Source organism: Providencia sp. PROV188 (assembly GCF_027595165.1).
In the GTDB taxonomy this organism is placed as follows: Bacteria; Pseudomonadota; Gammaproteobacteria; order Enterobacterales; family Enterobacteriaceae; genus Providencia; species Providencia lanzhouensis.
Window position 1 is genome coordinate 3,697,776 of sequence record NZ_CP097291.1, and the last position, 12,886, is coordinate 3,710,661.

General features: G+C 44.5%; 9 protein-coding genes, 3 tRNA genes and 3 rRNA genes. 4 read left to right on the forward strand and 11 right to left on the reverse strand.

Annotation, left to right across the window (positions count from 1 at the left end; translation table 11 throughout):
- Positions 1 to 137: 137 nt before the first annotated feature.
- From M5X66_RS16975 to M5X66_RS17000, 6 genes are all read right to left on the reverse strand, one after another.
- Positions 138 to 213: transfer RNA gene (locus M5X66_RS16975), tRNA-Trp, on the reverse strand.
- Positions 214 to 221: 8 nt separating this feature from the next.
- Positions 222 to 298 (reverse strand) — tRNA-Asp (locus tag M5X66_RS16980).
- Positions 299 to 354: 56 nt separating this feature from the next.
- Positions 355 to 470: ribosomal RNA gene (gene rrf, locus M5X66_RS16985) — 5S ribosomal RNA — on the reverse strand.
- A gap of 139 nt (positions 471 to 609) precedes the next feature.
- A 23S ribosomal RNA gene (locus tag M5X66_RS16990) occupies positions 610 to 3,515 on the reverse strand.
- Between the two features lie 226 nt (positions 3,516 to 3,741).
- A tRNA-Glu gene (locus M5X66_RS16995) sits at positions 3,742 to 3,817 on the reverse strand.
- An 84-nt stretch (positions 3,818 to 3,901) separates the two neighbouring features.
- Positions 3,902 to 5,441: ribosomal RNA gene (locus M5X66_RS17000) — 16S ribosomal RNA — on the reverse strand.
- Together the 16S, 23S and 5S rRNA genes with 3 tRNA genes alongside form the textbook arrangement of a ribosomal RNA operon.
- Before the next feature lie 572 nt (positions 5,442 to 6,013).
- Between M5X66_RS17000 and M5X66_RS17005 the strand changes: the two genes are divergently transcribed.
- Positions 6,014 to 6,559, forward strand: coding sequence for a gamma carbonic anhydrase family protein (locus M5X66_RS17005; RefSeq protein ID WP_036955843.1), 546 nt, complete (start codon positions 6,014 to 6,016; stop codon positions 6,557 to 6,559).
- On the opposite strand, the gene M5X66_RS17010 is transcribed toward M5X66_RS17005, so the two are convergent.
- The 5 genes from M5X66_RS17010 to dprA are packed head-to-tail and all read right to left on the reverse strand — an operon-like array spanning position 6,535 to position 9,850.
- Entirely contained in the window at positions 6,535 to 6,795 is a 261-nt protein-coding gene (locus M5X66_RS17010) for a DUF1488 domain-containing protein (protein ID WP_036955850.1), read from the reverse strand. The two genes, M5X66_RS17005 and M5X66_RS17010, sit on opposite strands and share 25 nt — an antisense overlap.
- On the reverse strand, positions 6,795 to 7,610 hold the full coding sequence (gene aroE, locus M5X66_RS17015; protein WP_036955855.1) for a shikimate dehydrogenase: 816 nt from the start codon (positions 7,608 to 7,610) through the stop codon (positions 6,795 to 6,797). Before aroE ends, M5X66_RS17010 begins: the two co-directional genes overlap by 1 nt.
- A gap of 6 nt (positions 7,611 to 7,616) precedes the next feature.
- Positions 7,617 to 8,186, reverse strand: coding sequence for an L-threonylcarbamoyladenylate synthase type 1 TsaC (gene tsaC, locus M5X66_RS17020; protein ID WP_036955858.1), 570 nt, complete (start codon positions 8,184 to 8,186; stop codon positions 7,617 to 7,619).
- Between the two features lie 9 nt (positions 8,187 to 8,195).
- Complete coding sequence (locus tag M5X66_RS17025) at positions 8,196 to 8,738, reverse strand: DNA topoisomerase family protein (protein ID WP_036955862.1); 543 nt, start codon at positions 8,736 to 8,738, stop codon at positions 8,196 to 8,198.
- 32 nt (positions 8,739 to 8,770) lie between these two features.
- Complete coding sequence (gene dprA, locus M5X66_RS17030; RefSeq protein WP_270103749.1) at positions 8,771 to 9,850, reverse strand: DNA-processing protein DprA; 1,080 nt, start codon at positions 9,848 to 9,850, stop codon at positions 8,771 to 8,773.
- A gap of 131 nt (positions 9,851 to 9,981) precedes the next feature.
- Here dprA and def point away from each other — a divergent pair, with 131 nt between their 5' ends.
- The 3 genes from def to rsmB all read left to right on the forward strand — a co-directional run bounded on the left by def (position 9,982) and on the right by rsmB (position 12,856).
- Positions 9,982 to 10,503 carry a peptide deformylase gene (def, locus tag M5X66_RS17035; protein WP_036955874.1) on the forward strand — a complete coding sequence of 174 codons (522 nt, stop codon included), beginning with the start codon at positions 9,982 to 9,984 and terminating at the stop codon, positions 10,501 to 10,503.
- Between the two features lie 44 nt (positions 10,504 to 10,547).
- A complete protein-coding gene (gene fmt / locus M5X66_RS17040; RefSeq protein WP_036955878.1) occupies positions 10,548 to 11,495 on the forward strand; it encodes a methionyl-tRNA formyltransferase in 948 nt (315 codons plus the stop codon).
- A 74-nt stretch (positions 11,496 to 11,569) separates the two neighbouring features.
- A complete protein-coding gene (rsmB, locus tag M5X66_RS17045; protein ID WP_036955881.1) occupies positions 11,570 to 12,856 on the forward strand; it encodes a 16S rRNA (cytosine(967)-C(5))-methyltransferase RsmB in 1,287 nt (428 codons plus the stop codon).
- Positions 12,857 to 12,886: the final 30 nt, after the last annotated feature.

Below are 12,886 nucleotides of genomic sequence, written 5' to 3' on the forward strand. Positions count from 1 at the left end.
ATTTAAAGGTAGATAGGTAGGATAAGTGCTAGGAAATTTTATAGTTAGGAAGAAATGAAGGGATACAAAAAGAAAAACCCGATTAATATAATCGGGTTATCAATAGATACTTCTTTTATTATTACTTAATTGGTAACTGGCAGGGGCGGAGAGACTCGAACTCCCAACACCCGGTTTTGGAGACCGGTGCTCTACCAATTGAACTACGCCCCTAAATTAAGTGGCGGAACGGACGGGACTCGAACCCGCGACCCCCTGCGTGACAGGCAGGTATTCTAACCAACTGAACTACCGCTCCACTTATTCTTTTTGCCTTTCGGCAACTTATTGCTTCGCAATAAGCTTTAATTTAATGTCTGGCAGTTCCCTACTCTCACATGGGGAGACCCCACACTACCATCGGCGCTACGGCGTTTCACTACTGAGTTCGGCATGGGGTCAGGTGGGACCACCGCGCTATTGCCGCCAGACAAATTCTGTTTATTCCCGTCTAAGTTTTCTCTTAAACCAGAACTTCAATCCTGAACAAGCTGTGTGCCTACCTTTCGGCTTCTCACTTTCTTTGAAAATCAACTCAATCTCTCTTCTCGAAAACACCTTCGGTGTTGTCAGGTTAAGCCTCACGGTTCATTAGTATTGGTTAGCTCAACGTATCGCTACGCTTACACACCCAACCTATCAACGTCTTAGTCTTAAACGTTCCTTTAGGACCCTTAAAGAGTCAGGGAAGACTCATCTCAAGGCAAGTTTCCCGCTTAGATGCTTTCAGCGGTTATCTCTTCCGCACTTAGCTACCGGGCAATGCCATTGGCATGACAACCCGAACACCAGTGGTGCGTCCACTCCGGTCCTCTCGTACTAGGAGCAGCCCCTTTCAATCTTCCAACGCCCACGGCAGATAGGGACCGAACTGTCTCACGACGTTCTAAACCCAGCTCGCGTACCACTTTAAACGGCGAACAGCCGTACCCTTGGGACCTACTTCAGCCCCAGGATGTGATGAGCCGACATCGAGGTGCCAAACACCGCCGTCGATATGAACTCTTGGGCGGTATCAGCCTGTTATCCCCGGAGTACCTTTTATCCGTTGAGCGATGGCCCTTCCATACAGAACCACCGGATCACTAAGACCTACTTTCGTACCTGCTCGAGCCGTCACTCTCGCAGTCAAGCTGGCTTATGCCTTTGCACTAACCGCATGATGTCCGACCATGCTTAGCCAACCTTCGTGCTCCTCCGTTACTCTTTGGGAGGAGACCGCCCCAGTCAAACTACCCACCAGACACTGTCCGCACCCCAGATAATGGGGCTACGTTAGAACATCAAACATTAAAGGGTGGTATTTCAAGGTTGGCTCCACGCAGACTGGCGTCCACGCTTCAAAGCCTCCCACCTATCCTACACATCAAGGCTCAATGTTCAGTGTCAAGCTATAGTAAAGGTTCACGGGGTCTTTCCGTCTTGCCGCGGGTACACTGCATCTTCACAGCGAGTTCAATTTCACTGAGTCTCGGGTGGAGACAGCCTGGCCATCATTACGCCATTCGTGCAGGTCGGAACTTACCCGACAAGGAATTTCGCTACCTTAGGACCGTTATAGTTACGGCCGCCGTTTACTGGGGCTTCGATCAAGAGCTTCTCCTTACGGATAACCCCATCAATTAACCTTCCAGCACCGGGCAGGCGTCACACCGTATACGTCCACTTTCGTGTTTGCACAGTGCTGTGTTTTTAATAAACAGTTGCAGCCAGCTGGTATCTGCGACTGGCTTCAGCTCCATGAGTAAATCACTTCACCTAATGCCAGCGTGCCTTCTCCCGAAGTTACGGCACCATTTTGCCTAGTTCCTTCACCCGAGTTCTCTCAAGCGCCTGAGTATTCTCTACCTGACCACCTGTGTCGGTTTGGGGTACGATTAATGATAATCTAGAGCTTAGAGGCTTTTCCTGGAAGCGGGGTATGAGCTACTTCGCCACCGTAGTGACTCGTCATCAGACCTCAGCATATAGTGAACCGGATTTGCCTAATTCACCTGCCTACATCCTTAAACCGGGACAACCGTCGCCCGGCTAGCCTAACCTTCTCCGTCCCCCCATCGCAATTATCACCAGTACGGGAATATTAACCCGTTTCCCATCGACTACGCATTTCTGCCTCGCCTTAGGGGTCGACTCACCCTGCCCCGATTAACGTTGGACAGGAACCCTTGGTCTTCCGGCGTGCGGGTTTTTCACCCTCATTATCGTTACTTATGTCAGCATTCGCACTTCTGATACCTCCAGCATACCTCACAGTACACCTTCACAGGCTTACAGAACGCTCCCCTACCCAACAATATTTACATATCGCTGCCGCAGCTTCGGTGCATAGTTTAGCCCCGTTACATCTTCCGCGCAGGCCGACTCGACCAGTGAGCTATTACGCTTTCTTTAAATGATGGCTGCTTCTAAGCCAACATCCTGGCTGTCTGAGCCTTCCCACTTCGTTTCCCACTTAACTATGACTTTGGGACCTTAGCTGGCGGTCTGGGTTGTTTCCCTCTTCACGACGAACGTTAGCACCCGCCGTGTGTCTCCCGTGATAACATTCTTCGGTATTCGTAGTTTGCATCGAGTTGGTAAGTCGGGATGACCCCCTAGTCGAAACAGTGCTCTACCCCCGAAGATGAGTTCACGAGGCGCTACCTAAATAGCTTTCGGGGAGAACCAGCTATCTCCCGGTTTGATTGGCCTTTCACCCCCAGCCACAAGTCATCCGCTAATTTTTCAACATTAGTCGGTTCGGTCCTCCAGTTAGTGTTACCCAACCTTCAACCTGCCCATGGCTAGATCACCGGGTTTCGGGTCTATACCCTGCAACTCATTCGCCCAGTTAAGACTCGGTTTCCCTACGGCTCCCCTATACGGTTAACCTTGCTACAGAATATAAGTCGCTGACCCATTATACAAAAGGTACGCAGTCACACCATAAAGGTGCTCCCACTGCTTGTACGTACACGGTTTCAGGTTCTATTTCACTCCCCTCGCCGGGGTTCTTTTCGCCTTTCCCTCACGGTACTGGTTCACTATCGGTCAATCAGGAGTATTTAGCCTTGGAGGATGGTCCCCCCATATTCAGACAGGATAACACGTGTCCCGCCCTACTCGTCGAGTTCACAACACTAACACCTTCGGATACGGGGCTATCACCCTTTACTGCCGGCCTTTCCAGACCGTTCTCCTGATGCTAATGCTGATTAAGACTCTGGGCTGCTCCCCGTTCGCTCGCCGCTACTAGGGGAATCTCGGTTGATTTCTTTTCCTCGAGGTACTGAGATGTTTCAGTTCCCTCGGTTCGCTTCGTTTGACTATGTATTCATCAAACGATAGTGCAACGAATTGCACTGGGTTTCCCCATTCGGAAATCGTCGGTTATAACGGTTCATATCACCTTACCGACGCTTATCGCAGATTAGCACGTCCTTCATCGCCTCTGATTGCCTAGGCATCCACCGTGTACGCTTAGTCGCTTAACCTCACAACCCGAAGGTGTCTTTACCAACTGACCCGACGGTCAATTGAACACATTCACGTTGAGATTTTTGAGAGACTCTCACATTGTTTAAGCGATAAACAATGTGCGTTGTTTTCAATTTTCAGCTTGTTCCAGATTGTTAAAGAGCATAATTGTTAAACCAACTACAACGTAATTGGCTTAATCATTATTTTTGGGGAACGTCTTTCACTCATTCTCCGCGCAATTGGCGTCCCCTAGGGGATTCGAACCCCTGTTACCGCCGTGAAAGGGCGGTGTCCTAGGCCTCTAGACGAAGGGGACACTACAGTCAGCTTCGCAGACGCGCTTTTGCTCTACTTTCTATCAGACAATCTGTGTGAGCACTTCACAAAAACACTTCAATGGTAAGGAGGTGATCCAACCGCAGGTTCCCCTACGGTTACCTTGTTACGACTTCACCCCAGTCATGAATCACAAAGTGGTAAGCGCCCTCCCGAAGGTTAAGCTACCTACTTCTTTTGCAACCCACTCCCATGGTGTGACGGGCGGTGTGTACAAGGCCCGGGAACGTATTCACCGTAGCATTCTGATCTACGATTACTAGCGATTCCGACTTCATGGAGTCGGGTTGCAGACTCCAATCCGGACTACGACGTACTTTATGAGTTCCGCTTGCTCTCGCGAGGTCGCTTCTCTTTGTATACGCCATTGTAGCACGTGTGTAGCCCTACTCGTAAGGGCCATGATGACTTGACGTCATCCCCACCTTCCTCCGGTTTATCACCGGCAGTCTCCTTTGAGTTCCCGACCGAATCGCTGGCAACAAAGGATAAGGGTTGCGCTCGTTGCGGGACTTAACCCAACATTTCACAACACGAGCTGACGACAGCCATGCAGCACCTGTCTCAGAGTTCCCGAAGGCACTAAAGCATCTCTGCTAAATTCTCTGGATGTCAAGAGTAGGTAAGGTTCTTCGCGTTGCATCGAATTAAACCACATGCTCCACCGCTTGTGCGGGCCCCCGTCAATTCATTTGAGTTTTAACCTTGCGGCCGTACTCCCCAGGCGGTCGATTTAACGCGTTAGCTCCGGAAGCCACTCCTCTAGGGAACAACCTCCAAATCGACATCGTTTACAGCGTGGACTACCAGGGTATCTAATCCTGTTTGCTCCCCACGCTTTCGCACCTGAGCGTCAGTCTTTGTCCAGGGGGCCGCCTTCGCCACCGGTATTCCTCCACATCTCTACGCATTTCACCGCTACACATGGAATTCTACCCCCCTCTACAAGACTCTAGCTGACCAGTCTTAGATGCCATTCCCAGGTTAAGCCCGGGGATTTCACATCTAACTTAATCAACCGCCTGCGTGCGCTTTACGCCCAGTAATTCCGATTAACGCTTGCACCCTCCGTATTACCGCGGCTGCTGGCACGGAGTTAGCCGGTGCTTCTTCTGTTGGTAACGTCAATCGTTGATGATATTAGCATCAACGCCTTCCTCCCAACTGAAAGTACTTTACAACCCTAAGGCCTTCTTCATACACGCGGCATGGCTGCATCAGGCTTGCGCCCATTGTGCAATATTCCCCACTGCTGCCTCCCGTAGGAGTCTGGGCCGTGTCTCAGTCCCAGTGTGGCTGATCATCCTCTCAGACCAGCTAGGGATCGTCGCCTTGGTGAGCCATTACCTCACCAACTAGCTAATCCCATATGGGTTCATCCGATAGCGCAAGGACCGAAGTTCCCCTGCTTTGCTCCTAAGAGATTATGCGGTATTAGCTACCGTTTCCAGTAGTTATCCCCCTCTATCGGGCAGATCCCCATACATTACTCACCCGTCCGCCGCTCGTCAGCGAGAAGCAAGCTTCCCCTGTTACCGCTCGACTTGCATGTGTTAGGCCTGCCGCCAGCGTTCAATCTGAGCCATGATCAAACTCTTCAATTAAAAAGCTTGATGCTCAAAGAATGTTACTGTCGTTTGATTTCCGAAGAAACCAAATTACCTATTAGTTCATATATATGAATTAACGTGTTAGTCACTCTTCAAGACTTAAAATCAAATATTTTTTTGATAGTGTCCTGTGAGTGCCCACACAGATTGTCTGATAAATTGTTAAAGAGCGGTGCGACTTAATCTTTTGATTATCGACTTTAGGTCGTTGTCGCGAGGTGTCGTATACTACGTTTTTTATTTAGAAAGTCAAGCGATTATTTTCAACTATTTTCTTTCTTCACCTCTGTTATCACGGGGCTTCGAGGTTTTCTTCGAGCCGGTTTGTCGTGACAACGGATGCGCATTATAGGGAGCTCGAAAAATTACACAACCTTTTTTTTTAAAAAAAAATACCGTTTGCAGATAATTTCATCATTATGCTTTTTTTACTATCGCTATGATTATAAAAACAGCTATTTTGCCGTATAATTCTATTCATATTGTCCTCTCTTAATTATTTGATTCTTAATTAAGAGCTTCCTTATAGTTACCTTTATATCCATCTACGTTTTATGGCTACGAATATGAATACATCTTTAAGACATTATTTAGAAACCTTCCCTTCTGTCGCTGCAAATGTTTTTATTGACCCATCTTCTGTCGTCATTGGAGATGTTCGCTTAGCCGAAGATGTAAGCATCTGGCCACTATCCGTACTACGTGGTGATGTAAATTATATCTCTATAGGTGCACGGACAAATATTCAGGATGGCTCAGTGCTACATGTCACCCATAAATCCGCCAGCAATCCTGATGGAAATCCATTAATTATTGGAGAAGATGTCACTGTTGGACATAAAGTCATGCTGCACGGATGCACGATAGGTAATCGTGTTCTTGTCGGCATGGGATCTATTGTGATTGATGGAGCTATTATTGAAGATGATGTTGTGATCGGCGCTAACAGCCTCGTCACTCAGGGAAAAAGATTGGAGTCTGGTTACTTATATATGGGAAGCCCAGCCAAGGCAATACGAAAGCTCACCGAAGCTGAACTTGGCCATTTACGTTATTCGGCTAATAATTATGTTGAGTGGAAAAATAACTATTTATCGTCCAGCAATTCATAGAAGCCATTCTCATTATCGAGTCCTTGTTCAATCAAGGTCTCGAACTCTTCTTCTATATCCCAACGATAATGTTGAAAAAGCGCCAATGGTGTTTCATTCTGACCATATCGTTTAATAAGTAAGGTTTGTGAAATAACGCACTCTGACAGTAGTCCATTGACTAAAACAGGGAACCGTACCTTATTAATAGCCGAGTCCCATACTTCCCTATCTGGAAATTGAATCGCCTGATTCATTATTCAAGTTCCTTTTTTAACTCTTTTAATACTGGCTCAATCTCTGGTACCACCCCATGCCAAAGTTTAAAGGCAAATGCAGCTTGCCCAACCAGCATACCTAAGCCATCAGCTAGCTTATTCACTTGGTGTTGCTTAGCAAATAACAAAAAAGGTGTTAAACCTCGTTGATAAAACATGTCATAGCATGCGGTTTGTTGAGAAAATAATTCAGGGCTGATTTTAGGGATCTCGCCAGTCACCCCAGAAGAAGTACCATTTATGATTAGATCAAATTCTGCTGAAATGAGCTGTGCCATTGGTCTACTCTGTATTTTCCCAAGAGCCGAAAAATGGTGAGATAAAGATTCTGCTTTTATAAAGGTTCGGTTAGTCAATGTAATATCGCAGCCGTACTCAAGTAGAGGTAATAGAGCACCACGAGTTGCGCCACCAGCTCCAATAACCAATATTTTGCTTGAAGGCGACACAAACCCAAGACGCTGTAGATCAAGCAACAATCCCACACCATCAGTATTGTCACCCAACAAGCGATGATTATCGAGTTTTCTAATCGTATTGACGGCACCACAGATTTGAGCTCTTTCTGTCAACTCTGATACGAATTGAAAAGCCCTTTCTTTAAACGGCAATGTAATGTTTGCACCCTGCCCGCCTTTTTCGAAAAAATCTGATAAATAGACTTCGAAATCTTCTACGGGAGCAAGTATTTTCTGGTATTCAAGATCAATGCCTGTCTGCTTAGCAAACATTTGATGTATTGAAGGTGATTTACTGTGTTGAATCGGGTTACCAAAAACTGCAAACATTCCCATTAATCATTATCCTTTACGATATAATTGCCCAGTCATAGCATCACGAATTTCTGATGGATTTAATCTTCCACCAACAACACCATCAAGAACAGGGATTGTGTCTTTAAACTGCACGATTACTTCTTCTGTAGTTCGACATGGTTCCAATCCACTCAAATTTGCACTCGTTGATACGATTGGCTTGCCATATTCCCTGCAAAGCGCTTTCACTAATTCATGGTTTGTCACACGAACAGCTAAAGTGTCAAATTGCCCCGTCAACCATTTTGGTGTCGTTTTCTTTGCAGGGATCACCCAGGTGACAGGTCCCGGCCATGTAGCAAACATTGCTTGGCGCTGCTGTTCGTTTAGCTGGCTGTCATCGACATAATTTTTGAGCTGTTCATAATTATCAGCAATCAAAATTAACCCTTTTTCCCAAGGGCGCAGCTTCAATTCAAGTAATTTATTTACCGCAACTTCACTATCAGGGTCACATCCTAAGCCAAAAACGGCTTCTGTTGGATAAGCGATAACTTGTTGTTGTTTCAATGCTTCAATAATATTTTTAATTGCAGGTGTAGATTGATTTTGCATAGTTTTAACTCATAGTTCTTCTTGTAACTGACCGCAGCGTTTGCTGGCACAGAACAATCTTACTCCCTGTCCAACCTTTTTTTCCATAAGTAATGGGTATTCACAAGACTGACATTTTCCCACTACAGGCTTATTATTCAGGATAAACTGACAGTTAGGATAGTTATCGCAAGCATAAAAAGTTTTACCAAAACGGGATTTTCTTTGTAGTAAATTACCTGTTTGGCATTGAGGACAAGGAACCTTGGTTTCATCCGGTTTATCGATGAGCTCTGTATGTTCGCATTCAGGATAGTGGCTACAGCCAATAAACATCCCAAAACGCCCTTGTTTTAACACCAAATCATATCCGCATTTAGGACAGCTTTGACCTTCCAATACTTTGACAATGTGAGTCTCAGCAACAGCTCTTAATGGCTTAATATAATGACATTGAGGGTAACCAGAGCACGCTAAAAAAGGCCCATGAGCTCCGTTTCGAATAACCAGCAAAGAGTTACATTCAGGACAGTATTCATTTTTATCTGTATCAAAAGGCAATTGCTTCGACATGTTTTTGTTTAATCCACTCTTTTCTTCAACGACTAGTTTACTCTGAGATATCCACCAGCCACAGATATAACTGCACCACCTATCTCCAGTTCAGTTAAGGCTGAAATTACTTGCGTGATAGGTAACTGTAATTCAGTCGCTATGATATCTGCAGGGATCGGTTGGTACCCTACCATACCTAAAATCCGACTTTCTGTCAGATTTAACTCTGGCTGCACAGAGGTTTCAATCTCCAATTCTGGTTGTATCCAATTTGGTGAGCATTCTAGATGTAATAATATGTCCTCGGGTTCTACCAGCAGGTATGCCCCTTGCTGTATCAACCAATGATTACCACTAAATGCTGAGTTACCTAATGGTGCCGGTAGTGTAAATAGATCTCGATTTTGTTCAATTGCATATCGGGCTGTAATCAATGATCCACTTTTCATACCCGCTTCGATAACCAATACCACTTTGCTTAACCCACTAATGATACGGTTCCTTCGAGGAAACTGTTTTGCTAATGGAGGAGTATCAGGAAAATACTCTGAAACTAATACCCCTTCAGACCTAATTCGTTCTGCTAGATCAAAGTGTTGTTTTGGATAAATATGGGAAAGTCCACTTCCTAATACTGCGACTGTCTTTCCTTGGTTTTCTATTGCAGTTCTATGACTGATACCATCAATACCGAGAGCCAAACCACTGGTGATCGTCAATTTGTAATTTATAAATTTTCGAACAAAAGCTTCCGTCCATTTTTTACCATATGCAGTAACTTGCCGGCTTCCTATGATGGCAATTTGCTTTTCAGATAATAATTCACTTCGTCCCGACACAAACAGTAATAAAGGAGGGTTATATATCTGCTTTAATAAAAAAGGATATTGTGCATCCAAAAATGTAATTAATTGATTTTCTTTGACTTCCAACCATTTCAAAGTTGAATCAATGCGCTTTAAAGGGACATTTAGGAATTGCAATCGTTGCATTTCATTCAGCCCACAGGCTTTTAATACTGTATGACTTACTTTATCTATTTGTTTTAATTGAGATACTATCTTTGGTGCTGTTTTTATCCCAACTCGGCTAACTTGCGAAAGCCTTAGCCATATTTCCTGTTCATTCATTTTGTCTTCCTGACAGTAAGTTAGCACATTTGGAAACGAACAAATCATAACCAATACTGTCAATATGACTGATAAATGTCTAGAATAGACGGTAATTACCTTTCAAATTTTGGAAACTACTCGAAAAATTTATGTCAGTCTTAAACGTGTTACATTATCCAGACGAGCGCCTTCGCACCGTTGCAAAACCAGTTGAAAAAGTTGATGCATCTATCCAGCGTATTATTGATGATATGTTCGATACGATGTATGACGAGGAAGGCATTGGGCTCGCAGCAACGCAAGTGGATATCCACCAGCGCATCATTGTTATTGACGTTTCTGAATCACGTAATGAGCGCCTTGTACTTATCAATCCTGAGCTTCTTAATAAAGAAGGTGAAACAGGTATAGAAGAAGGCTGCCTATCAATCCCTGAACAGCTAGGATTTGTACCAAGGGCGGAGAAAGTGAAAGTTCGTGCTCTTGATTATAACGGTACATCATTTGAACTGGAAGCTGATGGTCTACTGGCTATCTGTATTCAACATGAAATGGACCATTTAGTTGGAAAACTATTCGTTGATTACTTATCACCGTTGAAGCGCCAACGTATCCGCCAAAAAGTAGAAAAACTTGATAGACTGAGAGCTAAAGAAGCTAAAAATCGTTGATTTGATAATAAGTTAGTCTTTATTACTATAAATGGGAAAGGATCGTGTCAGAACCATTAAGAATTATTTTTGCAGGTACGCCTGATTTCGCAGCTAAACATTTGGCTGCATTGTTAGAAACCAATCATAACGTTGTTGGTGTATTAACTCGTCACGATAAACCTGCAGGCAGAGGCAAAAAGCTAACACCTAGCCCAGTGAAAATCCTTGCGGAAGAACATGGAATACCTGTTTTCCAGCCCGTTACTTTACGTGATCCAGACAATCAACAATGGATCAAAGATCAAAATGCTGATCTGATGATTGTCGTTGCTTATGGTTTGATCCTGCCACAAGCCGTTTTGGATATTCCCCGTTTAGGCTGTTTGAATGTTCATGGTTCATTGTTACCACGCTGGAGAGGCGCAGCTCCGATTCAACGATCCATTTGGGCAGGTGACAATGAAACTGGTGTCACGATCATGCAGATGGATGCCGGTCTTGATACTGGAGATATGTTATATAAAGCCACTTGCCCGATTACGGCTGAAGATACGAGTGCGACTTTATATGAAAAGCTGGCGATGACAGGGCCTAAAGCGCTCATTCATACAGTAGATTTACTCTCTTCGGGCCATTGTTCCCCAGAAAAACAAGATGATTCACTCGCCAATTACGCTGAAAAATTATCTAAAGATGAAGCGCGAATTGATTGGCAACTACCTGCTGAACACATTGAACGGTGTATTCGTGCCTTTAACCCTTGGCCAATGAGTTATTTCATGGTGCAAGAGCAATTAATCAAAGTATGGCAAGCGGAAGTCATCGCTCAAGCACATAATCTGCGCCCAGGTACTATTATCAGTGCCGATAAAAAAGGTATCAGTGTTGCAACTGGCAATGGGGTATTAAATATTACTCAGCTACAGCCACCTGGTAAAAAAGCGATGAGTGCGCAAGATATCCTTAACTCCCGCCGCGAATGGTTCATACCTGAGCAATTGCTAGACTAATATATTGGTAGCATTACCTGAAAGAGCAGAATCCGGTAATGCTACTTAAATAACTAATAGACTCTCTTTCAATTATGAAAAACAAATATAATTTGCGTAGTATCGCTGCGACCGCCATTAGTCAGGTTTTAGATAACGGACAATCGTTAAGTACCGTTTTACCTGATCTTCAACGTAATATTAATGATAAAGATAAAGCACTACTGCAAGAAATTTGCTTCGGTGTTTTACGTTATCTACCAAAGCTCGAATGGTTTATTAGCCAGCTTATGGAAAAACCGCTAACAGGTAAGCAAAGAACTTTACATTACCTCATCATGGTTGGGATCTATCAATTGCTCTATACACGCATCCCTGCACATGCAGCTTTAGCAGAAACCGTGGATGGTGCTGTTGCATTAAAGCGCCCACAATTGAAAGGTCTAATAAATGGAGTACTACGATCTTTTCAGCGTCAGCAAGTTCAGTTAGAAGAGCGCAATACAAATAACAATAGCCAATATTTACATCCTAGTTGGTTATTAAAACGCATTCAAACTGCCTACCCTGATAACTGGGAAAATATCGTTGATGCCAATAATCAACGTCCGCCAATGTGGTTGAGAGTTAATTCTCAACATCATACTGCCGCGCAATATTTAGAGTTACTCGAACAAGCGGAAATTACAGCACACTTGCACCCATCCCATCCAAGTGCAATTCGCTTAGAAGAAGCGGCTCCCGTTACTGGTTTACCTGGTTTTGAAGATGGCTGGTCTACAGTGCAAGATGTTTCTGCGCAAGGCTGTGCTGAATTACTCTCTCCAGTTAATGGCGAGAATATTCTCGACTTATGTGCCGCTCCGGGCGGAAAAACAACACATATTTTAGAACTAGCTCCTAAAGCCCATGTTCTTGCTGTAGACATTGATGAATCACGGCTCAAGCGAGTGAAAGAAAATCTGCAAAGATTGAAGCAACAAGCTATTGTTATTCAAGGGGATGGTACGAAACCTGAAGAGTGGGCGAAAGATCAACAATTTGATCGTATTTTGCTGGATGCTCCGTGTTCTGCAACGGGAGTTATTAGGCGCCACCCTGATATTAAATGGCTAAGGCGCGATTCAGATATTCAAGAGCTATCTCAGCTACAGGCTCAAATCTTAGAGGCTGTATGGCCATACTTAAAACCTGGCGGCACATTAGTGTATGCCACATGCTCCATCATGCCTGAAGAAAATAGCCAGCAGATTCAGCATTTCCTCTCTAAACATACTGATGCAAGTATGAATGATGGTACAGAATTAGGCTTACAAATATTACCAAGCGCAACTGGGGGCGATGGTTTCTTTTACGCCCGCTTACTCAAGCACGTACAGTAATATTTAACAAAGACTCTGAGATAGGAAGAT